Source organism: Streptomyces sp. SA15 (genome assembly GCF_002291145.1).
Classification (GTDB): Bacteria; Actinomycetota; Actinomycetes; order Streptomycetales; family Streptomycetaceae; genus Streptomyces.
Map to the genome: position 1 here is coordinate 1 of NZ_NTGE01000211.1, position 24619 is coordinate 24619.

General features: G+C 70.4%; 27 protein-coding genes. 7 read left to right on the plus strand and 20 right to left on the minus strand.

All coding sequences use genetic code 11. The features are described 5' to 3' along the window. Positions 1 to 545 precede the first annotated feature (545 nt). Genes CLM62_RS44770 through CLM62_RS44785 form a run of 4 tightly spaced genes read left to right on the plus strand, consistent with a single transcriptional unit; the run spans position 546 to position 2568 of the window. Positions 546 to 974: a roadblock/LC7 domain-containing protein gene (locus CLM62_RS44770; RefSeq protein ID WP_095755788.1), complete on the plus strand. Its 429-nt coding sequence runs from the start codon at positions 546 to 548 to the stop codon at positions 972 to 974. 2 nt (positions 975 to 976) lie between these two features. Further along, a complete protein-coding gene (locus CLM62_RS44775; protein WP_095755651.1) occupies positions 977 to 1354 on the plus strand; it encodes a DUF742 domain-containing protein in 378 nt (125 codons plus the stop codon). Then, positions 1332 to 1934, plus strand: coding sequence for an ATP/GTP-binding protein (locus CLM62_RS44780; RefSeq protein WP_095755652.1), 603 nt, complete (start codon positions 1332 to 1334; stop codon positions 1932 to 1934). Before CLM62_RS44775 ends, CLM62_RS44780 begins: the two co-directional genes overlap by 23 nt. Positions 1935 to 1965: 31 nt before the next feature. Then, positions 1966 to 2568: a GAF domain-containing protein gene (locus CLM62_RS44785; protein ID WP_095755653.1), complete on the plus strand. Its 603-nt coding sequence runs from the start codon at positions 1966 to 1968 to the stop codon at positions 2566 to 2568. Between the two features lie 93 nt (positions 2569 to 2661). On the opposite strand, the gene CLM62_RS44790 is transcribed toward CLM62_RS44785, so the two are convergent. The 7 genes from CLM62_RS44790 to CLM62_RS44820 all read right to left on the minus strand — a co-directional run bounded on the left by CLM62_RS44790 (position 2662) and on the right by CLM62_RS44820 (position 8509). Next, a complete protein-coding gene (locus CLM62_RS44790) occupies positions 2662 to 3897 on the minus strand; it encodes an acyl-CoA dehydrogenase family protein (RefSeq protein WP_095755654.1) in 1236 nt (411 codons plus the stop codon). A 499-nt stretch (positions 3898 to 4396) separates the two neighbouring features. After that, positions 4397 to 4615, minus strand: a complete 219-nt coding sequence (locus CLM62_RS44795; protein ID WP_095755655.1) for a hypothetical protein — start codon at positions 4613 to 4615, stop codon at positions 4397 to 4399. Positions 4616 to 4644: 29 nt separating this feature from the next. Then, positions 4645 to 5670: a C40 family peptidase gene (locus CLM62_RS44800; protein WP_095755656.1), complete on the minus strand. Its 1026-nt coding sequence runs from the start codon at positions 5668 to 5670 to the stop codon at positions 4645 to 4647. A 203-nt stretch (positions 5671 to 5873) separates the two neighbouring features. Further along, on the minus strand, positions 5874 to 6785 hold the full coding sequence (locus CLM62_RS44805; RefSeq protein WP_095755657.1) for a M56 family metallopeptidase: 912 nt from the start codon (positions 6783 to 6785) through the stop codon (positions 5874 to 5876). Continuing rightward, positions 6782 to 7150: a BlaI/MecI/CopY family transcriptional regulator gene (locus CLM62_RS44810; protein WP_095755658.1), complete on the minus strand. Its 369-nt coding sequence runs from the start codon at positions 7148 to 7150 to the stop codon at positions 6782 to 6784. Before CLM62_RS44810 ends, CLM62_RS44805 begins: the two co-directional genes overlap by 4 nt. 379 nt (positions 7151 to 7529) lie before the next feature. After that, a complete protein-coding gene (locus CLM62_RS44815) occupies positions 7530 to 8276 on the minus strand; it encodes a CbtA family protein (RefSeq protein ID WP_095755659.1) in 747 nt (248 codons plus the stop codon). Between the two features lie 14 nt (positions 8277 to 8290). Further along, positions 8291 to 8509 (minus strand): CbtB-domain containing protein, encoded by a 219-nt coding sequence (locus CLM62_RS44820; protein WP_046916555.1) that lies wholly within the window; start codon positions 8507 to 8509, stop codon positions 8291 to 8293. Between the two features lie 246 nt (positions 8510 to 8755). On the opposite strand from CLM62_RS44820, the gene CLM62_RS44825 reads away from it, so the two are divergent. Beyond that, entirely contained in the window at positions 8756 to 9313 is a 558-nt protein-coding gene (locus tag CLM62_RS44825) for a histidine phosphatase family protein (protein WP_095755660.1), read from the plus strand. A gap of 400 nt (positions 9314 to 9713) precedes the next feature. Here the strand turns inward: CLM62_RS44825 and CLM62_RS44830 are convergent, their stop codons facing one another. The 10 genes from CLM62_RS44830 to CLM62_RS44875 form a co-directional block, all read right to left on the minus strand. Then, entirely contained in the window at positions 9714 to 10391 is a 678-nt protein-coding gene (locus tag CLM62_RS44830) for a DUF305 domain-containing protein (protein WP_095755661.1), read from the minus strand. A gap of 91 nt (positions 10392 to 10482) precedes the next feature. Continuing rightward, on the minus strand, positions 10483 to 10944 hold the full coding sequence (locus CLM62_RS44835; RefSeq protein ID WP_095755662.1) for a hypothetical protein: 462 nt from the start codon (positions 10942 to 10944) through the stop codon (positions 10483 to 10485). A 111-nt stretch (positions 10945 to 11055) separates the two neighbouring features. After that, the gene (locus CLM62_RS44840) at positions 11056 to 12477 is read right to left on the minus strand and encodes an NADH-quinone oxidoreductase subunit N (protein ID WP_095755789.1); all 1422 of its coding nucleotides are present in this window, start codon (positions 12475 to 12477) and stop codon (positions 11056 to 11058) included. Positions 12478 to 12482: 5 nt separating this feature from the next. Next, a complete protein-coding gene (locus CLM62_RS44845; protein WP_179382491.1) occupies positions 12483 to 13991 on the minus strand; it encodes an NADH-quinone oxidoreductase subunit M in 1509 nt (502 codons plus the stop codon). A 5-nt stretch (positions 13992 to 13996) separates the two neighbouring features. Continuing rightward, positions 13997 to 15850, minus strand: a complete 1854-nt coding sequence (locus CLM62_RS44850) for an NADH-quinone oxidoreductase subunit L (protein ID WP_095755664.1) — start codon at positions 15848 to 15850, stop codon at positions 13997 to 13999. Then, entirely contained in the window at positions 15847 to 16152 is a 306-nt protein-coding gene (gene nuoK, locus CLM62_RS44855) for an NADH-quinone oxidoreductase subunit NuoK (protein ID WP_095755665.1), read from the minus strand. The genes CLM62_RS44850 and nuoK overlap by 4 nt, the downstream gene beginning before the upstream one ends. Next, on the minus strand, positions 16149 to 16655 hold the full coding sequence (locus tag CLM62_RS44860) for an NADH-quinone oxidoreductase subunit J (RefSeq protein WP_373559249.1): 507 nt from the start codon (positions 16653 to 16655) through the stop codon (positions 16149 to 16151). Before CLM62_RS44860 ends, nuoK begins: the two co-directional genes overlap by 4 nt. 77 nt (positions 16656 to 16732) lie before the next feature. Further along, positions 16733 to 17677 carry an NADH-quinone oxidoreductase subunit H gene (locus CLM62_RS44865; RefSeq protein ID WP_095755667.1) on the minus strand — a complete coding sequence of 315 codons (945 nt, stop codon included), beginning with the start codon at positions 17675 to 17677 and terminating at the stop codon, positions 16733 to 16735. Next, a complete protein-coding gene (locus tag CLM62_RS44870) occupies positions 17670 to 18902 on the minus strand; it encodes a hypothetical protein (protein WP_095755668.1) in 1233 nt (410 codons plus the stop codon). Before CLM62_RS44870 ends, CLM62_RS44865 begins: the two co-directional genes overlap by 8 nt. Next, entirely contained in the window at positions 18893 to 19243 is a 351-nt protein-coding gene (locus tag CLM62_RS44875) for an NADH-quinone oxidoreductase subunit A (protein ID WP_095755790.1), read from the minus strand. Before CLM62_RS44875 ends, CLM62_RS44870 begins: the two co-directional genes overlap by 10 nt. A gap of 155 nt (positions 19244 to 19398) precedes the next feature. Here CLM62_RS44875 and CLM62_RS44880 point away from each other — a divergent pair, with 155 nt between their 5' ends. Beyond that, the gene (locus CLM62_RS44880; protein ID WP_095755669.1) at positions 19399 to 19617 is read left to right on the plus strand and encodes a heavy-metal-associated domain-containing protein; all 219 of its coding nucleotides are present in this window, start codon (positions 19399 to 19401) and stop codon (positions 19615 to 19617) included. Between the two features lie 102 nt (positions 19618 to 19719). On the opposite strand, the gene CLM62_RS44885 is transcribed toward CLM62_RS44880, so the two are convergent. From CLM62_RS44885 to CLM62_RS44895, 3 genes are all read right to left on the minus strand, one after another. Then, entirely contained in the window at positions 19720 to 20538 is an 819-nt protein-coding gene (locus CLM62_RS44885; protein WP_257004464.1) for an NADP-dependent oxidoreductase, read from the minus strand. Positions 20539 to 20799: 261 nt separating this feature from the next. After that, entirely contained in the window at positions 20800 to 22236 is a 1437-nt protein-coding gene (locus CLM62_RS44890) for an MFS transporter (RefSeq protein WP_095755671.1), read from the minus strand. Beyond that, positions 22233 to 23732 (minus strand): DHA2 family efflux MFS transporter permease subunit, encoded by a 1500-nt coding sequence (locus tag CLM62_RS44895; RefSeq protein ID WP_179382492.1) that lies wholly within the window; start codon positions 23730 to 23732, stop codon positions 22233 to 22235. The genes CLM62_RS44890 and CLM62_RS44895 overlap by 4 nt, the downstream gene beginning before the upstream one ends. A 193-nt stretch (positions 23733 to 23925) precedes the next feature. Between CLM62_RS44895 and CLM62_RS44900 the strand changes: the two genes are divergently transcribed. Further along, on the plus strand, positions 23926 to 24573 hold the full coding sequence (locus tag CLM62_RS44900; protein WP_095755673.1) for a TetR/AcrR family transcriptional regulator: 648 nt from the start codon (positions 23926 to 23928) through the stop codon (positions 24571 to 24573). Positions 24574 to 24619: the final 46 nt, after the last annotated feature.

Sequence of the window (24619 nt, forward strand, 5' to 3'; positions counted from 1 at the left end):
TGATCCAGTGGTACCCCACCCAAGGCTCCCGGTACTTGGCCGCCACCGCCTCCGGCAACAGCCCCCGTTCCACCACGTACCCCACAGTTCCCACCTGCGTCCAAGCCCCCACGGCCAACGCCCCGGCAACCACCCCCCCCCCCCCCCCCCCCCCCCCCCCCCACCCCCCCCCCCCCCCCCCCCCCCCCCCCAACCCCCCCCCCCCCCCCCCCCCCCCCCCCCCCCGCTCCCCCCCGCCGCATGCCCGGGGCGCGGGAGCGACGGCACCGCGTGACGGCGAGTCCGCGTACCGCAGGGCCCCCCGGGACGAGCGGCCACCGCTGCCGCAGCGCCACGCACAGGAACACCTGGTGCCGGAGCTCCGGAACGGTCCTGTCTCCCGCAGGTCCCAGGATGAAGAGGTGGAGCACGATCCGGGGCTGATGGCCACGTTCCGGCGCGGAGTCAGCCTCGCCGACAACGAACCCGACGAGCCCCCCACCGACGGCTCTCGCTGACCGCAGGCCCCGTACTTGCAGCAAGGAGAAGACGCCACCGTGAGCGACATGCATGCCGGCCAGCCGAAGAATCTCGACTGGCTTCTGGCCGGACTCGTCCAGAGGGTCCCCTACACCCGCAGCGCCCTGCTGCTGTCCTCCGACGGACTCGCGAAAGCCTTTGACGGGTTCGAGACCGCCACCGAAGCAGACCACCTGGCCGCCCTGGCGTCCGGTCTCCACTCGCTCGCCCGCAGCGCGGGCGTGCAGTTCGCCGAGGGAGCCGACGTACGGCAGGTGGTGGTGGAGTTGGACACCGCCCTGATGTTCGTGTGTGCGGCGGGCTCCGGCGCCTGCCTGGCCGTCCTGGCCGATCGGCAGGCCGACGCCGCCGTGCTCGGCTACGAGATGGCCATGCTGGTCAAGAGTGTCCGGCCGTATCTCGCTACGCCCGCCCGACAGCAGACCGCCGGCGCGTCGATGGATCCGGGGCGCTGAGGATGTCGGACGCGGAGGACGGGTCGTGGCTCGACGACGAGGCCGGGCGGTTGGTGCGTCCGTATGCCGTCAGTAATGGGCGCACCCGTCCCTCGGCGCACTTCGACCTCCTCACCCTCGTGATGGCCACGGGCATCCGGCCCCAGACCTACCTCGGCCCCGACTACGACCGGGTCCTCGCTCTGTGCGACGCGCCCGTCACGGTCGCCGAGGTGGCCGCTCACCTGCGGTTGCCGGCCGTCATCACCAAAGTTCTGCTGTCCGACCTCGTGACGTACGAGGCGCTCTCCGCGCGAGCGCCCAATGCCCTCGAGGCGACCTCCCCTACCGACCGAAACCTCCTGGAGGCGGTGCTGCATGGTCTTCGCAAGCGGCTCTGACCCCTTCCCCACCGCCCTGAAGATCCTCATTGCCGGAGGCTTCGGGGTCGGCAAGACCACGTTCGTCGGAGCGGTGAGCGAGATCGAACCGCTCAGCACTGAGGAACTGCTGACTCAGGTCAGCGCCCGGACGGACAGCCTGGTGGGCATCGAGGACAAGTCGACCACCACCGTGGCGATGGACTTCGGCCGCATCTCCCTGGACCAGAACTACGTCCTGTATCTGTTCGGCACGCCCGGGCAGGAGCGGTTCTGGTTCATGTGGGACGAGCTGTCCAGCGGGGCGCTGGGCGCCGTGGTTCTCGCGGACACCCGCCGGCTGGACCACTGCTTCGCCGCCGTCGACTTCTTCGAACGGCGCGGCATCGGCTTCATCGTGGCCGTCAACGAGTTCGACGGTGGCTATCGCTACACCTCCGAAGAGGTTCGCGCGGCCCTCGGCCTCAAGCCCGACGTACCCGTCGTGATGTGCGACGCGCGGCAGTGCAACTCCGGAACCCGCGTGTTGATCGCCCTCGTACAGCACCTGCTCGCCTCGACTCCCGGCGCACCGCCCGCGGAGCTTAACCCGTTGCGCTGAGGCCCGCTCAGCGCAACCGATTGGAGCCTGCATGTCAGCCCCGGTTCCCTACAGCCAGTCCCAGTTCCAGTACGACCCGACCAGCCATCTGCTGCTGACCCCGGAGGACCGGGACGCACCTGCCCGGGTGGCCAGGCTGCGCGAGCTCGGCATCGGGGACGTCCCCATCCCGGAATTCGACGAGTTCGCACGCAACCTGGCACAGGTCACCGGCGCGCCCTTCTCGATGGTCAACTTCATCGACGAGAACCGCCAGTACTTCGCCGGCCTCTACGCCGCCGGTCGGCCGGGGGTGCAGCTGGAGCCCGCACAGCAGCAGGCAGAGGTCGGGCGGACGATGACGCGTGATCAGGGTTACTGCCCGCACGTCGTCGTGCGCAAGAAGGCGCTGGTGCTCGAGGACGTCTGCGACTATCCGCGGTTCGCCGGGAATCGTGTCGTGGACGAGATCGGTATCCGCTCGTACATGGGCGCGCCGCTGATCGACTGGAAGACGGGCATGGCCCTGGGGACGATCTGCGTGGTGGACACGGACACCCACCCCTGGGGGCGGGAGGGCCTGGCGACCATCAAGTCGATGGCGCAGCAACTGGTCGAGCGGATCCACACCATGGAGGAACGGGGCGAGCTCTGAGCGCACACGGGCGGGCCTCCGTTTCCCGCGCAAGCCCCCTGAACCAGATGTGGGAGCCGCGGGCACGACGCTGTGTCCGTGGCTCCCTGTGCTTCAGCCCGCGTGACCGGCCGGCTCGAGCTGTTCGTCCCTACGCGGCGGTTCCACGGTTCGTACGAGATCGGCCAGGTGCTCGGACCACTGGCCCTTGGCCATGCCGAGCGCGACCTCGCCGAGTCGCAGCAGCTGGATGTCGGAGGTGCCGGCGGGTGCGTAGATGTGATGGGCGTCGCGCAGATAACGCTCCACAGGGCGGTCGGTGAACAGGCCGCTCGCGGCGTGGATCTCCATCCCGTCGCGGGTCGAGTCGACGGCCGCCTCGACGTTGAGCAGTTTGGCGTTCATCAGCTCCGCGTCGCACGGCAGCCCCTGGTCGAGCAGGTGGACGGCGTGGTAGGCGGCCAACCGGGCCGTCATCAGCCGGGACTTCATCCTGCCCAGCTTCAGCTTGATGTTGGTGAGTTCACCCAGCGGTGCACCGTACCGCTCACGCTCGATGCACAGGGCGGTCGTCTCCTCGAAGACGGCCTGGTGGATACCCAGGGAGACCGCGGTCAGGTTGGGCCGGCCGTAGAGAATGCTCGACGAGTAGGCGACGGCCAGGCCCTGGCCCTCGGTGCCGAGCAGATTCGCCGCCGGCACCCGGCAGTTGTCGAAGATCAGCTCACCGAAACTGAAGCCGTGCAGGCCCATGGCGGGCTGCAGCTCGCCGAGCGAGAAGCCGGGGCGGTCGGCCTCGACGAGGAAGGCGGACAGTCCCTTCGATCCCTCACCCGTACGCACGACCACGCCGTGCAGGTCTCCGACGTGACTGTTGCCGACGAAGACCTTGCGGCCGTTGAGGAGGTAGTCGTCGCCGTCGCGGACGGCGGTGCTGCCCATCCCCAGGACGTGGCCGCCCGACTCCGGTTCGGTGACCGCGATCGTCGGCAGACAGTCGCCCGCGGCGATACGCGGCAGCCAGGTCCCTTTCTGCTGCGCGCTGCCGAAGTGAAGGATCTTGGCGACGCCGAGCTGGGAGGCCTGCACCATGGCCCCCATGGCCCCGCTGACGCGGGAAAGCTCCTCAATGATGATCGTTTTGGCCAGGTGCCCGGCCTCCATCCCGCCGTACACCTTGGGGATGGTCACGCCGATCCAGCCCTGCCGGGCAATGAGCCTGGACAGGTCATGGGCCACCGCGCGGGAAGTCTCCATCTCCGCTATCCGCGGACGCACCTCTCGCTCTGCGAACTCTCGCACCCTGTGTCGTATGTCCTCGTGCCACTCGCTGGTGAAATAGCGTTCCACAAACCCTCCTACAACTGCCCCCGTGTCCGTCCGGATCCCGAGGTCATTCGTCAGGCAGTGGTTCCTTGCCCCCAGGCCGACCATCCGGAATATTGTCTACTTATCGATCCATCTCGGCCAAGATCACCTTACAAGGTTGACTGAAACACGACCACTTGCATGCAGACTCAAGTGTGCGATAGGGAACGGTACTTGCCCTCATTCGGACACGTTACGGAGAGAAACCGCTCAGCCGCGAACAAGGTCCACCCAATTCGGACATAGGCCTGCCCATCAGGCGTTTTCTCGGCATGCAGTCAGTGGCACACATCGACAACCAGTCACGTTGTGTCTGGCCGATAAAGGACCCTTCACGGAACTGCCACAACGACCTCACCGGCAAAGTTCAGCCATGGTCACGGAGGACCAACCGGCAGAAGCCGCCAGGGAGGAGACCACCGCCGCACTCGTCGGGCTGCGTGGAACGGCGATGGGACGGTACGGCTTTGCTTGCCGAGCTTCAGGCGTGGCTGGTCTCAGTCCCGCGCCGCAGGGACTGCGGAGCCTCGGTGACATCGCCGAGGCGGCCACGCCGCCGGCAGGCGTGGACCCGGCCGCTGTGGCCGACGATCTGGCCGCCGTCGGCGGCATCAGAGAAGGCGGACCGGGGCGCGCGGCTCGTCCGCCGACCCGCCCACGGGGCGTGACCGGAGCGTGCGGTGGTCGGACGTGCGGTCACGAAGTTCCTGGGCGGCAGGGGTGTTGGTCTCAGGGCCGGGACGCGGCGAAGTACGGCATGGAGTCCAGCGGGACGATCTCGATGTTCTTGCCGGTGCGCGGCGCGTGGATGGCCTTGCCGTTGCCGACGTACATGCCGTTGTGCTGGTTGTCGTTGTACCAGTAGATGATGTCGCCGGGCTGCAGGTCGGACCTGGCCACCTTGCGGCCGGCGTCGTACATCTGCTTGACGGTACGCGGCAGCGAGACGCCCGCCGCGCGCCAGGAGGCGCCCACCAGCCCCGAGCAGTCGTAGGAGTTCGGCCCGGTGGAGCCCCACTCATAGGGCTTGCCGAGCTGCGCGTAAGCGAAGTCGAGGGCGGCCTTGGCGCGGCCGCTGGCCGGACCGTTGTAGGTGGCGGCGGAGTCGCTGACGCCCGCGGCGGCGTCGTCCCGCTCCTGGGCGGCCTCCATCCTGGCGCGCTGCGCGGCGGTCAGGCTGTTCAGGAGTCTGCGCGCCTTCGTGAGCTTGTCCTGGACCTCGTCCTTCTTCTTCGCGGCCTTGGTGCGCGTCTCCTCCAGGGCCTCCAGACGCTTCTGGGCGGCCTCGCGCTCCTGCGTGAGTTCACGCTGCTTGGCCTGCATCGCCCGCAGGGCTTCGGCCTGCCGGTTGCTCGTACGATCGAGCATCTCGGCCTGCTCGAGATAGTCGTCCGGGTCGCCGGACAGGAACAGCTCCACGCTCGGGTCGATGCCGCCGCGGCGGTACTGCGCCGCCGCCAGCGGGCCTATCGCCTCCCGCAGCTCGTTGACCTCCTGCTGCTTGCGGGCCAGCCGGTCCCGCGCGCTGTCGACCTCGCCCTGCAGCTTCTGCTGCTTCTCCCGGATGGCGTTGTACTCCTCGGTGGGGCCCGTGGCCTCCTCGTAGAGCTTCTCCACCTGCTTGCGGACCTCGTCCACCGTGGGCTTGGGGGCCGCCTGACTCTGCGTCGGCAGGAGGCTGACGGCGCCGGCCGCCATGCCGAGCGTGGCGATCCGGGCGCGGCTGGGCGGCTTCGGCCGACGGTGGGTTCCCATGCGCGGGCGACTCCTTAGCGCGTTCTGCGGGCAAAGGCGACGGTGCCGGGACCCGGCCGTCTGGAACCGGCGACTCGTGGCAGGCCGGCCGGAGTAAACGCGTTAGAACTTATTAGAACTTAGTAGCTTCGTAGTATGCCTCGCAAGTAAGTACGAGTCACAAAGGTCTCACTTGAAACAGGTCGGCTGCGACAGGGCAGCGGTCAGCTGAGGCCGGGCGGGCAGGCGACGAGCAGCGGCAGCAGCGGAACGGCCACGGCAGCAGCGGCCACGGCCCCCCAGATGACGGGGTGAAAGGCCCGGCGTGGGCCGAGGACCCGCTGCAGGCGGATCAGCACCGTGTGGCCACCTGCCGCGAACGCCCCCTTCGGAGCGCGGGCCGCCGCCATCTCGTACATCGCGGTCGCCAACGCCTCGTCGGGATGGCCGCGCAGGGCACGGTCGTCCGCGACCATCTCCAACAGCAGCTCCGTCTGCTCACGGGCATGGCAGGCCAACGGCAGTCGGCGGAAGACCCGGTGGAACGCCTCCACGGCGGCCAGGGCCAGATGGTGGCGGCCGGCGATGTGGGCCTGCTCGTGTTCCAGTACGGCGGCGAGCTGCTCGGACGTCAGCTCGCGCACGGCCGCGTCGCTGACCACGACCCTGGGATGGCGGCCGGGCAGGCAGTAGGCGGCGGGAACGTCGTACGGCAGGACGGTGGCGCTCAGCCGGGCCGAGTGGCGGCCCACCAGATCCACCGCTTTCCGGTGCCGGGCCCGCGCGCGACGGGCTCGCAGGACCTGGAAGGAAAAGCTCGCAAACAGGGCGATCCCGATCGCGGCGGGCAGGGCGAGGGCGAGCCCATGCGCGGTCGCGGGATCCGGAGCGCCCGCGTCGACGTCCAGTCCGCAGGAGTGCAGCAGACCCAGCAGACCCGCATGCAGGTGCTCGGTCGGCATGGCGAGGTTGTACGCGGTGAGCGCGGCCCCGATCGAGAAGGAGACCGTCAAGGTGTGCCAGACGGCGGCGGCCAGGGCGGGCGCCCGGTACGGCCATTGGGCGCGCAGGAGGAGGTGCGGAGCGACGAAGCCCACCAGCGCCGTGTAACCGACCAGGACGGGGGCCGCGTTCACGAGTTCGCCTGTTGTCCCACGGTCCGCAGGGCCCTGCGCAGGGCGGCCAGCTCGTCGTCGGACATGTTCTCGACGAAGTGGACCAGGGCGGCCGGGCGGTCCTTGCTTTCCCCCAGACCGTCCTCCATGAGCGCGGCGGCGTACGCCTCGCGGCTCCGCACCGGGGTGTACTGCCAGGCGCGGCCCTGCTTGCCACGCAGCAACCAGCCCTTGGTGTACAGGATGTTGGTGACAGTCATCACGGTCGTATAGGCGACGGGACGGGTCTTGTTGATGTCGTCGACGACCTCGCGCACCGTCGCCGGACGGTTCCACGTCCAGAGACGATCCATGATCTCCGCCTCGAGATCCCCCAGCCGCCGCATGGCCCTGACTCCCTTTCCTCACCGGATGCGCAAGCGAATACGCACGGCCATAGTAGACGGCCGACCTGTCAGTCTTCCGGGGCAGCGGAGGGCATCACACCCGCCCGGTGAGCTCGTGGCCGGCCTCGTCGATCACCTCACGTGTGGGCGTCGTCGAGCGGCGCGGCGGACATTCCGGTGACGCGGACCGAGGGGACGTCCGACCGCCCAGACCGCGAGCCCGAGCCCGCCGGACAGGTGGGCTGCGGAGGTAGGGCATGAGCATGTGGAAGGCGTGACGGGCATCAGGCCGTCACCTGTCTGACCGACCGTACGTACGGACACCCGCGGAATCCTCCGGGCGCGCCCCCGGTGGATCCCGCCGCGTGTGTCCGACGGTTCAGGCGGCCAGTGTGGAGACCCGGCCGCCGGCCGGTTCCGGTTCGAGGACGCGTTCGGCCAGGTAGCCGAACAGGAGCCCGAACGCCGCCCAGAGCACGGCCTGGACGCCGATGGAGGCCAGGCGGAACTCCCACAGGTCGGTGGCGGGGAAACCCTTCGGGGTGTTCTCGCCGGACGGCAGGACGACCATGGCGACGGCCACTGCCGCGACGAAGGCCCCGCCGGCGGCGATGGAGGCGTTCCAGTTGCCCCAGGCCGGGGCCACCTGCCGGCCCAGCAGGACCGCGGCGATCCCCAGCAAAACGCTCAGCGCGATCATCAGGACGAACAGGACGGTGCGCTTGTCGAGCGTGTCGGGGTCGCCGACGGCGGGCGGGTTCGCCGGGTACTTCAGGATCGGTACCAGGTAGACCAGGAGGAACCCGGCGAGCGCGGTCAGTCCGGCGGTCGCCCGCGCGCCGAACCGGCCGATCCGCCCGAGGGCGAAGCAGAACGCGAGCGCCGCGATGCCGCCGATGGCGACGCCGAAGACGAGCACGCCCGTGGCCAGGCCGGCCGTCGACTGCACGGAACGGCTGACGAGTTCCTCACCGCCGTGTTCATGGGAGTTGGCCTCTTCGAACGCGATGGCCGCGTCGACGGGGCCTTCTCCGACCAGGTAGGCGAAGACGAAGGCGAGCACGCCGGCGCCGATGCCGGCGAGCATGCCGCGCACCAACAGGGTGCGTACGGTGACGGAGTTCATGGATGAGTGCTCCGTCAGTGACAGGGGAAGCCGAGGAGGTGGCGGGCGTCGTGCACCCACTCGTGCACGCCCTCACCGGAGACCACGGCGGTGGCGCCCTGTTCGGCGCCGACGAAGTACAGCAGGACCAGCATCAGGACGCCGAAGAAGACCGCCCAGGGGGCGATGGCCCGCAGCGGCAGCGGCGTGAGGGTCTGGGTGGTGGGGGTGGGGGCGGCAGTGGACTGCGCCATGGCGAGACCTCCTCGGGAACAACGCGTCCCGCATCGTGTGGAGCACGCGACGACGGCGTTGGGTCTGACTCACCACCCTCGCCTGGCTGGAGGGGTGGCACACAGTGGCGCGACCGTGCCGGGCTTGCACCGGACTTCCGTGGCGCCGTCGTCCTTGTCGTCCCAGAGCGTAGGGGCAATAGGGCCTTCGGCCAACATGGCGTACGCCACCTACGATGAACCGACCCCCGGGGGAAAGGGCCATTCATGACCGTTCGGCTCACGCTGTTGTGCGCCGCCGCCACCGTGGAGCGCGATGTGCGCTTCGGCGCGGACTCGCCCCTGGACGAGCGGGCGCTACGGGAGGTGCGGGCGGTCGCCGCCGCCCTGCCCACGGCCGCCTGGTACACGGGGCCTTCACAGCGGTGCAGGCAGACGGCGCAGGCCCTGGGTTGGGATGGCGCCGACGTCGAACCGGCCCTGCGGGACGTCGACATGGGCAGATGGCACGGCCGAACCCTGAGTGAGGTGGCAACCAGTGACGGTGCCGGGCTCGCTGCCTGGATGTCGGATCCCGAAGCGGTCCCGCACGGCGGCGAGTCCGTGGGTCAGGTGTGTCGCCGGATCGCCGCCTGGCTGGACGCGCTGCCGGCCGATACGGGGCGGGCGGTGGCCGTGGTCGAACAGGCCATCGCGCGCGCTGCGGTGGTGCATGCGCTGGCAGCGCCGCAGCGGTCGTTCTGGCGCATCGACGTTCCACCGCTGTCCGCCTTCCAGCTCACCGGCCGGGAGGGCCGCTGGAATCTGCGGATGGGTACCGTCTGAAGAGGCGGCGCCCCGCGGCAACGGGGCGCCAGGAGAACATCAATCTGCGTGCAGTCGGCTCAGCAGGTGGGCAGAGCCTGCATGCGCCTATTGGCTTGAATTCGGCACCGCTCGACCTGACGCTCCGTCATCGGCTGGAGAACTTCACGACAGCCTGCCGGCCGTCGCCCGGGGCGGTTTCTCCCCGGGCGACGGCGGTGAACGTCAGCTCTGGGACGAGGCGGCGCGGCGCTTGACCAGCCACCAGGCCCCGCCGCCGAGCACGAGCAGGGCGACGACGATCACACCGACCAGGACGCCGGAGGACATGCCGTCGTCCTCATCGGCCGCCGTGTCGATGACCGCCCGGGCTCCTCGGGTGCGCGCCTCGGATCCCTGGGCGGTCGGTGGGTGATGCGGATCAGAGCCGGTCGAGGATCTTCTCGAACTTCTCGACCTCGGCGGACTGGGTCTTCACGACGTCGGCGGCGAGCTTCTTGGCCGTGGCGTTACGGCCGTTCTTCTGCTCGTCCTCCGCCATGGTGATCGCGCCCTTGTGGTGCTCGATCATCATCTCCGCGAACATCCGGTCGAACTCGGTGCCCTTGGCGGCCTCGAGCTTCTTCATGTCCTCGTCCGACATCATTCCGGACATCTGGGAGTGGTCCATGCCGCCGGACCCGTGGTCCATGCCCGGCATGCTCTCTTCGGCGGACTCCGGCTTGCCCCAGGCCTTCAGCCAGGACTTCATGGTCTGGATCTCGGGATCCTGGGCCTTCTCGATGTCCGCGGCCAGGGTCTTGATCTCCGCGTCGGAGGCCCGGCCGTCCGCCGGCTCGGCCATCTCCAGGGCCTGCTCATGGTGCGGGATCATCATCTGCGCGAACGTGACGTCCGCGTCGTTGAACGCGCCGGGAGCCGGGTTGTCACCCGCCGTCTGGGTGGACGTGGCGGAGGCGGAGTTGCCGCTGCCGTGGTCCATGCCCTCCATGTCGTTCCCGCCGCAGGCGGCGAGCAGCAGCCCGCCCGCCGTGATGGCGGCCGCCATCGCCAGACGGCGGCGGAGACGACGGTTCAAGGCGTGCTTGTAGGCAGTCATGTGCGAAATACCTCTTGTTGTCAGTTCTGTCTGTGTGGTGGCGTGCGCGTCTGCGCAGGCAGCACCGAGTGGGCCGCCGCGACGGTTCGGCCTATATCCGCAGAACTGACAACTGAGACAGGAGCGGTCTTGGCGGTGGAGTGCTGGGGCGCGCCAGGGCCATCGATCGAGCGAGAAGGGCGGTCAACGGCTCATGCCGACGGGCCACCGCCGCACGCAGGACCAGCCCGAGCAGCCATACGGTGAGCACCGCCACGCACACGGACATCGGGTCCATGCCGCTCGGGAGCTCGTGCACCGGCGACGTGGCAGCCGACGCCGCGGTCCCGTGTTCGGCCATCAGCTCCGGCTCGGCAGGGGCCTCGGCGGCTGCGGCCTTCGGGGCCATACCGTCCTGGTGCCCATCTGCGACAGCAGGGACGGCGCCGCTCATGCCGTGCCCCGACGACCCTTCCGGGTGGCCCATCGTGTGCATGGCGAACACGCCCAGCGTGAGCATGACGACCAGCAGGAGGTACCCGAAGGCCCCACCCGCGCGCAGCCGCCCGCCCATGCTCAGCCTGCCCTCCGTACTCGACCTACTGGGATACTACTAAGTGAGTTGGCACTGGGCCGACCGACACAGCCGGGAAACGTCTCGGGCGGCGTCTGCGAGCCTGAGCGGTCAGGGCGCGAGCGAACCGCCCAGTACGTCGAGGACGGTTCCGCCGAGCAGCCCCAGTACGACGGATCCGGTAGCCGCCCCGTAGGCGATCACGGCGGCCGTCCGTGATGTCGTACTGGCGTCACCCGCGGGTCCGCGTGCGAGGAACGCCGGGGCGATCCAGCGCAGGTAGTAGAAGAGGGAGGCCACGGTGTTGACGGCTGCGACGACGGCCAGCCAGGCGTAGCCGCCGTCGAAGGCCGCGCTGAAGGCCTCCAGTTTGCCGAGGAAGACCGCGGTCGGGGGCGTGCCCACCAGGCCCAGCAGGCAGACGACGAGCGAGGCCAGCAGCGCCGGGCGCGCCCGTGCCAGGCCCCGGTAGTCGTCGATGGCGTGGGCCGCGGGGAGTGCGCAGACGACGGCGAAGGCCCCGAGGTTGGTCAGCGCGTACCCGGCCAGGTAGTACAGCAGCGCCTCCTGGTCGAGGTCGGTGCGCCCGGCGACGGCCACCGGGAGCAGGAGGTAGCCGACCTGGCTGATGGTGGAGTACGCGAGCAGCCGTTTGACGTCCTGCTGGAAGAAGGCCGCCAGGTTGCCCAGGGTCATGGACGCGACCGAGAGCACCGCCACCAGGTCGGCCCAGGGCAGGTCTGCGTCCGCCAGCGGCACGGCGGCGAGTCGGTAGAGGGCCGCGAGGGCGCCGACCTTCGGGATGGTGGTGAGGAAGGCGGCGACCGGGGCCGAGCTGCCCTGGACGGCGTCCGGTACCCAGAAGTGGCCGGGCACGCCTCCGGCCTTGAACAGGACACCGGCGAGCAGGGCGAGCGTGCCGACCGCCACCAGTCCGGCCGGTGCCTCGGCGAGCTCGGAGCGCAGCATGGGGTACGCGGTCGCCCGGCCGGCGGCGAGCAGGACGGTGATGCCGGCGAGCATCAGGACGCCGAGCAGCGCGCCGACGACGTAGAACTTCAGGGCCGCCTCGGTGCCGGGGCCGTCCTTGCGGAATCCGGCGAGCGCGTAGGCGGGCACGCTCGCCAGCAGGTAGCCGGCGGCGAGGAGCAGCAGGTCCTGAGCTCCGGCCAGTACGAGGGCACCCGCGGAAGCGAGCTGGAGCAGGACGTAGAACTCGGTCTCGCGCGGGTCGGCGTACAAGCGTGGCATGGCGAGCGCGAGGACGAGCAGGGTGCCGCCCAGGATGACGATCCTGCTGGTGGCCGTGAGCGGATCGATGGCGAAGGACTCACCGAAGGCCGTCTCCACCGGCCCGGCCGCGGCGATGGCGGCAGCCACGATCCCCCCAATGCAGGCCGCGCCCGCCATGGCCCCGATCAGCCACTGACGGCGACGCGGCAGCCACGCTCCGAGCAGCAGCCCGAGCACGGCCGAGGCGGCGAGCAGGACCTCGGGCAGGAGGTCGAGGGGGTTCTCGTTCATCCCGGTCATCTCGTTCATCGCGCCAGCAGCTCCAGCACGGCGCGGGAGGCCGGTTCGATGACGTCGAGGACGAAGCGGGGTGCGAGGCCGAGGACAACCCCCAGCGCCAGCAGGGGGACGATCGCGAGTCCTTCATGGAGGCGGATGTCGGGGAACGGCCGGTCGGCACCGGGCGCGGCGGCGGGCAGCCGCAGTGGCCCGAGGAAGACCTGTTGCAGGGCGCGCAGGAACAGGCCCGCTGTGAGCAGGATCCCGAGGACGGCCAGGCCGGTGGCGACCGGCTCCGGTCCCAGGCTCCCAGTGAGGATCTGGAACTCGGCGATGAAGCCGGAGAACCCTGGCAGCCCGAGCGAGGCGAAGGCGGCGACGCCGGTCAGCGCGGCGAAGACGGGTGCCCGCTCGGCGACACCCGAGTACGCGGACATCTCGTACGTACGCCCGCGCTCGTACAGCACGCCGGACAGCAGGAACAGCGCGCCGGTCAGCAGGGCGTGGCTCACCATCTGGAAGACCGAGCCGGTGACGGCAAGGCGGCGGGCCTCCTCCTGGCCGGCGCCGACGGCCCCTGCCGCGCCGATCGCCAGGACGATGTAGCCCATGTGATTCACGGATGTGTAGGCGACCATCCGCTTGAAGTCGTTCTGGGCAAGGGCGACCAGTGCTCCGTACAGCACCGAGATCACGCCCACGACGACGAAGACGATGGCGTAGTCGCGCCAGGCGTCGGGCAGCACGGGCATGGCGATGCGCAGGAAGCCGTACGTGCCCATCTTCAGCAGCACGCCGGCGAGGATCGCCGACCCGGCGGCCGGGGCGTCGGTGTGGGCGGGCGGCAGCCAGGTGTGGAAGGGCACGGTCGGAGTCTTCACCGCCAGCCCGACGGCGATGGCGAGGAGGACGAGGGCGCCGTAAGTGGAGCGTCCGGCCAGGGGATTGGCGCGGGTCAGGTCGACGATGTCGAAGGTGTGCGGGTCGGCGGCCAGGTAGAGGCCGATGAAGCCGAGCAGCAGGGCGAGGGAGCCGATGAAGGTGTAGAGGAAGAACTTCAGCGCGGCGCGGGCGGCGCCCTTGTGCCCCCACCCGGCGATGATGAAGTACATCGCCACGATGGACAGGTCGAAGAAGACGAAGAACAGGATCAGGTCCAGGGCGACAAACAGGCCGAGGCACGTCGTCTGCAGAAAGAGGAACAGCGCCGCGAACTCCCTGACCCGCCGCGTCTCGCGCCACGCGTACAGCGCGCAGGCGAGGAACAGTACGCAGGTGACGGCCACCAGCGGCAGGGACAGTCCGTCGACGCCGACGTGGTAGCTGATGCCCGCACTGGGGATCCAGCGCGCCCGGGTCTCGTACTGCATCCCGCCGTCGGCCCGGTAGCCCGACCAGACGATCACGGTCAGCACCAGCTCGGCGGCCGTGGTCGCCGCCCACGCCGACAAGACCAGGACGCGGGGCGCGCTGCGGGGCACGCACAGCAGGAGGGCCGCCATGGCGGTCGGGAGCAGGACGATGGCCGTGAGCACGGCGGTCACCTCACGAGGACGAGGACGACGGCGAGGACGGTGAAGGCGGCGACCGCCTGGGCGAGGTACTGGTGCAGCTGCCCCGTCTGCGGCCTGCGTGCCCAGCGTCCGAGCGCCCGGGCACCGCCCGCCACGCCCTCAACGGAGCCGTCAACGATCCGCTCCACCTGGCCGTTGGTCCATTGGGCCAGCCGGACCGAGCCGCGGGCGGTGCCTTCGACGGCGCGGTCCAGCACCCGGTCGTCGAAGGCGGCGAGCGCGTCGGTGAGGCGCACGACCGGGCGCACCAGGAACGTGCGTGCCGCGTTCTCCAGGCGGAGCCAGTCCGACGCCCAGGCGGTGATCCGGCCGGGCACGGTGAGGAGTTGGGGGCCGCGGATCCAGACCACGGCGGAGACGGCGACCGCGAGCGCGCCTGACAGGGCGAACTCCCATGCCTGTGGGGCAGGTTGTGTCCCGCCGCCGAGCACCCGCTCGACGGCGTCCCGTACGGGCGGGAAGGACGTGACGGTCAGGGCGGCACAGGCGACGGCCAGGGTCACCAGCGGCAGTCGCGTCGCGTACGGCAGCGGCTCCTGGGTACGGTCGTTAGTCGCGGAAGCGGGCTGCCAGACGAACCACAGCGCCTTGGCGCTGTAGACAGCGGAGATGACGGCGGCGGCCGAACCGGTGACGTACAGGGCCGCGTTGTCTTCCAGAGCGCCGGCAAGCAGTACGTCCTTGGCCGCCCACAGCGCCAGCGGCGGAACTCCGGCGAGGGCCAGCGCCGCCACACTGAAGGTGATCCCGGCCGTGCGATGCCGCCGGGCCGCGCCGCGCAGGGCGGGAAGCGCCTTGGTGCCGAGGGTTGTCAGCCAGGCGCCCGCGACGAGGAAGGCCAGGCTCTTCGCGGCGGCGTGCGCGATGAGCTGGAGGGTTCCGCCGGTGACCGCGCCGGTCCCGGCGGCGAGCACCATGAAGCCGATCTGGGCGCAGGTCGAGGCGGCGAGCAGCTGCTTGAGGTCGGTCTGCGCCACGGCGACCAGGCCGAGCACGACCGCCGTCAGCGCACCCGTCCACGCCACCACATGCCCACCCCAACCCGACTGTGCGAGCAGCGGCTCCAGCCGAAGCAGCAGATACGCCCCGGCCACGACCATGGTCGCCGAGTGCAGCAGGGCCGAGACCGGGCTCGGGCCCTGCATGGCCCTGGACAGCCAGAAGCTGAAGGGCAGTTGGGCCGACTTGCCGAACGCGGCCGCGATGACGCCGGCGGTGACGAGGGCGGACCACGCGCCGGTCGTGTCCGGGAGTTCGTCGAGGGCGAGGGAGCCGGCCTGTCCGCCGGCCAGCGCCGCCCCGGCGGCCAGATAGAGGCCGAGGTCGGCGGCGCGAGTGGTGAGGAAGGCCGTATTGGCGGCATCGCCGCGCTCCGGGTCACGCCACCAGTAGCCGATCAGCGCCCAGGAGGCGGCCCCCATGGCCTCCCACGCCATCAGCAGGACCGGCAGCGTGGTCGCGGTGACCGTGGTCAGCATCGCACCGCTGAACACCAGCATCAGCCCGAAGAAGCGGGCACGGGCCTCGCCCGGTCCGATGTCCTCGACGCTGAACAGGAGGACGGCCGCGGTGACCGCCGTGACGGTCACGACCATGAGGCCCGACAACCCGTCGACCGCGAGCCCGGCGGGGAGCCCTTCGAGCAGCGGCGCCTCGGCCCGCGGGTGCTCGAACGCCACGGTGACGGCGAGGCCGAACGCGGCGACGGCCGTGCCGACCGCGACACCGGGGGCGTACCGGTCCACGGGACGGCCGGCGACCGCCAGCAGCGTCCCCACCGTCAGCGGCAGCGCGACGAGCGCCCACAGCAGCGCGCTCACTCCTTCAACTCCGCCGCCATGTCGGTCATGTCGACCTCACGAGCCCGGAAGAGCGCGGTGACCACGGCGAACCCGACGGCCATCTCCACCGCCATCACCGTGACGGCGAGGACCACCAGCACCTGTCCGTCGGCGGTGGCAGGGGCGACGTAGTGCCAGACGGCCGCCGCACCGACGATGACGCCGCCCAGCATCAGCTCCAGACCCATCATCAGCATCACGATCGACTGCTGGGTGAGGGCGCCGAACAGCCCGATACTGAACAGAGCCGCGGCGAGCAGCAAAAAGAGTTCAAGGCTCACCGGCCCAGCCCTCCCCGCACGGGGTCCTCGGCAGTACGTGCCTTCAGGTCGTCGCCGAACCGGTCGTAGCGGCCCCGGCGGGTGGCCAGGACGACGGTGGCGACGATGGTGGCGAACAGGGCGAGTCCCAGGGTCATCATGGTGAGCATCTGCGGCCCCATCAGCGACATGCCCAGGTCCATGGTCGGATCGGCCGACGGCCTGCCGCGCCGGGACGGCCACGGGGCGAGCAGGATGCCCGCGGCGAGTACGGCGAAGACCGCCGCGCAGATCACGGCCGCGCCCTTCTTGTTGTGGACCATGGTCATCGGCATGAGCCCGGCCGGGTTCATCATGTACATCACCATGAACACGGCCATGATGGCCATCTCGATGGTCATCATCAGCACGATCACGACCCCGAGATAGTCCAGCCCGAGCAGCAGCACCTCACCGCCCACGCACAGCAGTGAAGTCAGCAGCGCGTACGTCGCCCGGGCCATGGAGTCGTACCGGAACACCATGACGCCACTGGCCACCGCCAGCAGGGCGAGCACCCAGAAGATCACGTCGTCAACGTCAAGCACGGCCATCACCTCGCTCATCGGTTCAGGACGACGACGGCCACGACCAGCGCCTGAAGCAGCGTCAGCGGTACCAGCACCATCCACGCCAGCTCCATGTACCGCTCCATCCGCAACGTGGGCAGCAGCCGGCGCCCGGCCACCAGCAGCGCCAGCACCGCCGCGGTCTTGAGCAACGTCCACGCCCAGCCCGGCAGCAGCGGTCCGTGCCCTCCGCCGAGGAACAGCGGGACGCTGAAGCCGGCGGTCACCACGAGCAGCAGCCACCGCCCGCCCAGGAACACCAGCCGGTCCACGCCCGCCAGTTCGGCGGCGGCGCCACCGGCCGCGTCCCGCGACAGCGGATGCTCGAACGGCCCCCAGAACGCCATCGCGAGCGCGCTCAGCAGATAGACCAAGAACGCCACAGGCATCCACACCGCGAACCACAGGCCGTCCTGAGCCGTGACCACGTCACCGACCCGCAGGGACTCGGCACCGAGCGCGGCGGTGGTGATGGCGAACATGTGCGGAAGCTCGTACGCCAGTCCCTGCGCGAGGAACCGGTACCCGCCGATCAGCGACAGCGCCGAGTTCGGCCCCCAGCCCGCCAGCCACACCGCCGCCCAGGCCAGCGCCTCCATGGCGTTGAACCACACGATGCCGACCGACGGATCGCTCACGGAACGGAAGCCCCACGGCAGTACGGCACCCGCGAGCACCGCGGCCACCGGGACCAGCACCACGCCCAGCCTTCCGAGCAGCCGGTCAGCGGCCGTCGTACGGCGCGGCTGCTGGACGAGCAGCCGCAGGGCTTCCCGTAACGGGGCCACGGCACGTAGCCCGGCCTCCCGGACGCTCCCGGCGGGACCGCGCTCGGCCGACCCGGACAGCACCGCGTCGAACCCGGCCGTGACCACGGCGGCCACCGCCAGCGCGACAGGAAGGATGACGGTCGCCCACAGAGGCGCGGCATCAGACATGAGCCGCCCCGGACACGGGCGCGAGTTCCTCGATGTCGGGGTCGAGGCTGGCGACGATGATCCGTGCGCAGGCGAACTCGGCGCCGGTCAGCAACTCCGGAAGGATGTCGAGCAGCGCCCGCGACGGCGGCGGCGCTCCGTCGAGCCGCCCGCGCGGGCCGGTGAGCTCGTCCGGCGTCAAAGGCCGCTCGTCATCGAGACCCTCGACGCCACGCCCGATCTCGCCCAGCCACATCCGCAGCCGGTCATAGGCGTCCCCGTCCGCAGCGAGCGCCGGTCCGGTCACTCCTGCCGCCCGTGCTCTGGACGACGACAACTCCCCCAGCCCGGCGATCGACCAGCGTAGGGTGCGCGAGCGCTCCACCCTGCGCAGTGCCCCGCGCAGATCCGCGCTGATCTTCTCCCGCGACGCCCCCGACAGCAGCTCGTCCCGCAGCCGACGGCACCGCGCTGCGGCGTCGTCCCAGCCGACGACAGCGAGGAGCCGTCCCGCACTGTCCAGATGCGAGGCACAGCGCCGACGCGCCGCACTCCCCCGGGTGATCTCCTCGCCCTGCGCGGCCCACAGCCACGGCTCGTCCCAGAAGGGCAGTCGAGGGCCGGACGGTACGGGCAGATGGTCCACGTCGACGCCCTGTACGACGTCTCCTTGCAGGGTGAGGCGGAGAATGAGCCCCGCTGGCCAGTCGGTCAGGCCGGGGCCGATCGGCACGTGCAGTTGATCGAGCCTCAACTCGTCCCGGTCGTCCCCCCGTTCGGCCATCGGCAGGCCTGCGACCTCACCCATGGCGTGCATGTCGTGACCCATGTGATCCATATGGCCGGAATGGGCTTCGTGATCGATGCGATGGCCGCCAGTCTCGCCCCTGACAACCTCCTGCTGGTCGCCCGCGTCGGCCTCACCCGGACTCACCGCCCTGTCCGCCAGATCCCTCCGCGCGATGTCGAGCGCGTGCGCGACCTGCTCGGTCTCCTGCACCAGGATCCGCAGGGCCGGCTCCGGCATCGACCGCTCGATGCCGTCCAGCCACTCCGCGTCCCCCGGCTCCGGAAAGCCGCAGACGACCAGCAGGTCGGCGGCGGCCGGGGCGCCCGCCATCGGCCAACCCTGCCGACGCACCCCCGCCTCCACCGCCATCCGGACTTCCGTCGCTCCGGGCAGAGCGATCGCCAACACCGCCGGGCGCTGCATCGCCGTACGCCGCAGAATGCCCCTCAGGTCCACCTCAGGGCCCCCTCACGCCAGGCGTAGGCCACCGCCGCGAACAGGATCCCCAGGAAGAGGAACATCTCCACGACGGCCGTGGTCCCCACCTCCGAGACGACCTTCACCCACGGGTACATGAACAGCATCTCCATGTCGAAGGCCAGAAAGATCATGGTGACCGCGTACCAGCGCACATGGAACCGGGACACGGCGTGCTGGCCCGGCTCGAGGCCCCCGGCGAAAGGACCCGTTTCGAGGGGAGTCCGTGCTGCCGCCAGCCAAAGCCCCAGGCCGTACAGGGCAGCCAGACCGGCCCCGACCACGCCGAGAAGAACCAGCATCGGCCGCCATGCGTCCATCCCGCCGACCTCCACTCTTGGCACGGGGTGAGGCAACCAAAGCACCCTTCCACTAAGGACATTAGTGGTTGGAAAGCCGCCGGAACACTCCTACCTCCAGAAACACGTTACCCCCTAGGGGTACCATGATGCCCCTCTTCGGAGGGAGCAAGCACATGGTTCGGAACGTGTACGACGTCAAGGGCATGACGTGCGATCACTGCGTCCAGGCCGTCAGCACCGAACTCAACGGCCTCCCCGGAGTCGAGGACGTCCAGGTGGATCTGCCGTCGGGCAAGGTCACGGTGACCAGCGAGCAGCGGCTGGATCCCGCCGCCGTCGCCGCCGCGGTCGACGAGGCCGGCTACGAGCTCGTCGGCGGCGAGAGCCGGTGAACCGGCGGGCGGAACTGCTGCGCGGGCTGCGGACGGCGGTGCTGCTGGAAGGGCAGCCATGTCTTCCCGCCCCGTCCAAGGGCCGGAAGACAGGTGACAGGCTCAGAAGGTCACCGTGATCTTTCCCTCCAAGTCGCCCTGTACGAAGCGTTCATGAGCGGCTTGGATCTCGTGAAGGCCGAAGGCGGAGTGCATGCGCAGTCGCAGCGAGCCGCGATCGACGAGCTTGGTCAGCCGGCCCAGCCCTACGCCGTCCTCGCGCACCTGGTTGACCGTGGTGCGGACGTCTCGCGATGACAGGTCGGGGACGGGACCGGCCTGGGTGGCGACCGACGCGTACCGGCCGCCGTCGGACACCGCTTCGGTCACGAAGGCCCCGAAGGTGTCGAAGACCGCGTCGTAGCCGCGGTCTTGGAGAGCGTTCCGGTCGGTGGTGGCGAGTTCGGCGCCGTGTGCGCGGGCGAAGCCGGTGTGTGCGTCGCGGGACACCAGAGCGTCCACCCGGACGCCTCGTGCGTGGGCGATTTGCAACGCCAGTCCTCCGACCGCGCCCGCGGCTCCGGCGATGAGCAGCCGTTCACCGGCGGACAGCGCGAGCCAGTCCAGGGTCTGCAGGGCGGCCAGTCCGGGCAGTGGCAAGGTGGCCGCCTCCACCAGACTGACGGCCTGCGGTGCTGGTGCGAGGCAATGCGCCGGAAGCGCCACCAGGTCGGCCCAGGTCCCCCGACCGGTGCTGAGTTGGTGCGACATCGCGATGACGCGCTCCCCGGGACGCAGGCCACTGGAGCCGCCGTCGACCACGATGCCTGCGAGATCCCACCCGAGCGTCATCGGCAGCGGCGGCGTCCCCTCACCGATGGCGCCCTCCCGCGTCTTGTCGTCGACGGGGTTGATGCTGGTCGCGACGGTACGGATCAGCACATCACCGGCGCCTTGTTCAGGCTCGGGGGCATCTACGACCCCGAGGACTTCGGGTCCGCCGAAACGAGCGATCCGTATGGCGCGCATGGGAGCCTTTCGCAGTGCTGCTGATCACGAGCGGTGCAACGCCCTGGATGATCACGGGATTCCCGCCCTCCACCGCCGTTCCAGCAGGCCGCGTCATGGCTCGGACGCATCTGCGGCTCCCGGCACCCGGAAACCGCTCAGGGCTGGTTGCTCCTGGTCGGTGGCCCATCCTGGTCAGTGCACGTGCGGGCCGCCGGTCGACTGCGGCTTGCCGCGCGGTACGAGGCCCAGGGCGACGACGGCGCCGGCACCGGCTGCCACGGCACACACCGTGAACGCGTCGGCGAAGCCACCCACCGCGCCTCGCTCGAAGCCCGAGGCCGCGACGGTCGAGACGACGGCGACGCCGATCGAACCACCCACCTCGTGGAACGTGTTGACGACCCCGGAGGCGAGCCCCGCCTCCCGGTGCTCCACCATGGCCAGCGCGGTCGTCGTGGCGGTGACGAACACGGCTCCGATGCCCAGGGAGGCGATCACGAAGCCCGGCAGGAGCCCGGCGTACACGCTGCCGGTCTCCGACAGCCGGGTCAGCGGGATGCTTCCGACGGCCGCGACGAGCATGCCCGCGACAGCGGTCGGGCGGCTGCCGATCCGGCCGACCAGCCGGGACCCGAGGTGGGCGCCGATGCCGGTGGCCACGGCGACGGGCAGGAACACCAGCCCGGTCCTCAGCGGGCTGAAGTCCCGGGCGTGCTGCAGATAGACGGAGCCCAGGAAGAAGAACGCGATCAGCAGGGCCGTGGCGATCAGCATCAGGAAGGCCCCGGCGAGTACCGGCCGCCGGGTGAACATCCGCAGGTCCATCAGCGGGGCCCGGCCGGCCCGTTCGACCCACGCGAAGACCGCGTACGCGAGCACCGCACCGGCCAGCGGCAGCAGGGTCGAGGCGTCCGCCCAGCCGGTGTCCCCCGCCTTGACCAGGCCGTAGATCAGGGCGGCGGTGCCGGCGGTCACGAGCAGCGCGCCCGGGATGTCGAGCCGTGCGGGCTGCGGAGCACGGGCCGGGACGAAAGCGGGCAGGGCGACCAGCAGGAGCAGCCCGACCGGCACATTGATGAAGAACACCCACTCCCAGCCGGGCCCGTCGGTCAGGACTCCGCCGAGCAGCACGCCGGCCGCGGAGCCGGTGCCGCCGATCGCCGCCCAGACGCCGAGCGCCTTGTTGCGTTCGGTGCCGTGGAAGCTCATGGTGACGAGGGAGAGCGCGGCCGGAGACAGCAGGGCGGCGCCGACGCCCTGGCCGATGCGCCCGCCGAGCAGCGTCGGGGCGTTCTCGGCCAGACCTGTGACCAGTGAGGCGGCAGTGAAGAGGGCGAGTCCGGACAGCAGAGTGCGGCGGGCGCCGAGTGCGTCGGCGAGTCGGCCGCCGAGCAGCATCAGCCCGCCGAAGCAGAGGGTGTAGACGGTGACCACCCAGGTCAGAGTCTCGCGGCCGAGATCGAGGTCGGCCGCCATGTCGGGCAAGGCGACGTTCACGACGGTGACGTCGAGGATCAGCATGAACTGCGCGAGGCAGATCAGTGCGAGTGCCGCCCAGCGGCGCGGGTCGGCGGGCGGGTGGTGGTCGTGTTCGGCCGTGTGCGGGGCACCGGCTGCGGAGTGGGTCATGACGGGTCCTCCGGGCGAGTGGTTCCGGTCGGGTCGGCGTCACGCGAAGGCGCGAGCAGGAGAGCGAGGAGCACGCCCGCCGCGGTGACACCGGCCCCGGCGAACATCGCCGGCCCCATGCCGTCGACGAACGCGTGGCGGGCGGCTTCGGCGAAGGCGGCTCCGGCGTCGCCGGGCAGCCGCTCGGCGAGAGCGAGCGCGGTACCCAGGGACTCCTTGGCGGAGTCGAGGAGGCTCTCGGGAACGGGAACAGCAGCGGGGATCTCGTCGAGTCCGCCGCGGTAGCGGTCGGACAGCAGGCTGCCCATGACGGCGACTCCGCTCGCCGCGCCGAGTTGGATGGCGGCGCTGTTGGTGGCCGAGCCCACGCCGAGGTCCGTTTCCGGCAGCGAGCCGACGATGGCGTCGCTGGTCACGGTGATGACGAACCCGGCGCCCGCGCCCAGCAGCAGCATGGCCACGAGAGCCCGGCCGTAGCCGTCCGTCGCCCCGGTGGTGGCGAGCACCGCGGCGGACGCGGACAGCAGGGCGAGTCCGGCGGCCGACACCGTACGCATGCCGAGACGCGGCGCGAGGACGCCCGCCAGTGGCCCGGCCACCAGCAGCGCGAGCGCGGCGGGGCCGAGCCGCACCCCGGTCTGCCCGGCGCTGTACCCGAGGACGAACTGGAAGTGCTGCACAGCCACGAACAGCGTGCCGATCAGCGCGAACGCGCCCAGCAGGACCAGCAGGTCACCGGTCGCGAGCGCACGGTGCCGGAAGATCCTGGGCGGCAGCATCGGGGACGCGGCCCGACGCTGCCGGACGACGAAGGCGGCGAGCAGCAGGGCACCCGCCGCGAAGGCCGCCAGCACGGCGGAACTCGTCCAGCCGCGGTCGGGCCCCTCGATGACCGCCCAGAGCACGCTCGCCACGGCCACGACGGACAGCAGGGCCCCGGCCGGGTCCAGCCGCCCGCTCTCGGGAGCGCGGGAGTCGGGCACCAGCAGGGCGGCGGCGATCAGGCCCGCAATTCCTATGGGAAGGTTGATCAGGAACACCGATCCCCACCAGTAGTGGCTCAGCAGCCAGCCGCCGACCATCGGTCCGATCACCGTCCCGACGCCGACCGCCGCCGACCAGATGCCTATCGCCTTGGTGCGTTCGGCCCCGCGCGGGAAGACGTTCCCGATGACGGCGAGCGTGGCCGGCATGATCAACGCCTCGCCGACGCCCATGGCTCCGCGCGCGAGAACCAAAGTGGTGACGGAACCGGCGTACGCGGCGACGACGGACGCCGCCGTGAACAGCGCCAGACCGGACATGAAGATCCACTTACGGCCGAGCCGGTCCGCCAGGCTGCCGCAGAACAGCACCAGGCTGCCGGACATCAGCGCATAACTGTCGACGATCCACTGCAACTGGCTGGTGGATGCTCCGAGTTCTCCGACGAGTGTGGGCAGGGCGACGTTCAGCACGGTGGTGTCGAGCCCGACGACCAGCAGGCTCACGCTCACGACGGCGAGGGTGAGCCATCGTCGGGCCGGCGGGTCGGCAGTCTGCGGTGGGGCGGTCACCGGATGAGTCACGGAAGGCACCAGGTCCCCTTTCTCGCGCACGGCCTCGCTCGACCGACGCTCCAATCTGAACCATACCGTTCAGTTCATATGAACTCGACCGTACAGTTCAGGTGGGTGTTAGGGTCGGCTCATGAGCGTGGAGAACGTCAAGCGGCCCCCGAGCGGACCTCGCGCGGAGCTCAAGCGGCAGGCCATCGTGCGCGCCGCCCGCGAGCTGTTCCTGCGAGAGGGCTTCGGCGTAGGCATGGACACCATCGCCGCCGAGGCAGGCGTGTCCAAGGTGACCGTCTACAACCACTTCGGCAGCAAGGAAGCCCTGTTCACAGCAGTCATCACAGACGCACTCGACGAGCCACTCGCCGGTGAGTCGTCCGCCGCGCTGGAGGGCCTGGCCGAGGCCGAGGACCTGCGGGCCGCCCTCGTCGAGGCGGCCCGCGCCTGGGTCCACGCCGTCCGCACCAACCACAAGGTCACCGCCCTGCGCAACCTCGTCGCCGCCGAACTCCACCGCTTCCCCGAACTGGGCGAGGCCTGGAGGCACCGCGGCACGGAAAGTCACCATCCCGCGGTCGCAGGCGCCCTGCGCGCCCTCACCGAGCAAGGCCGACTGGAGATCCCCGACCTGCAGGTGGCGATCATCCAGTTCTACGGGCTCCTGGTCTTCCCCCACATGGTCTTCAGCTCCTACGGCACGCACATCGACGAGGACCTGACGGACCGTCTCATCACCAGCGGCGTCGCCATGTTCCTGGACCACTACGGCCCGCGGGACGCATAGCGTGGCGGGAATGGTCACCCTGGCCGCACGCCGCAGCGACACCCTG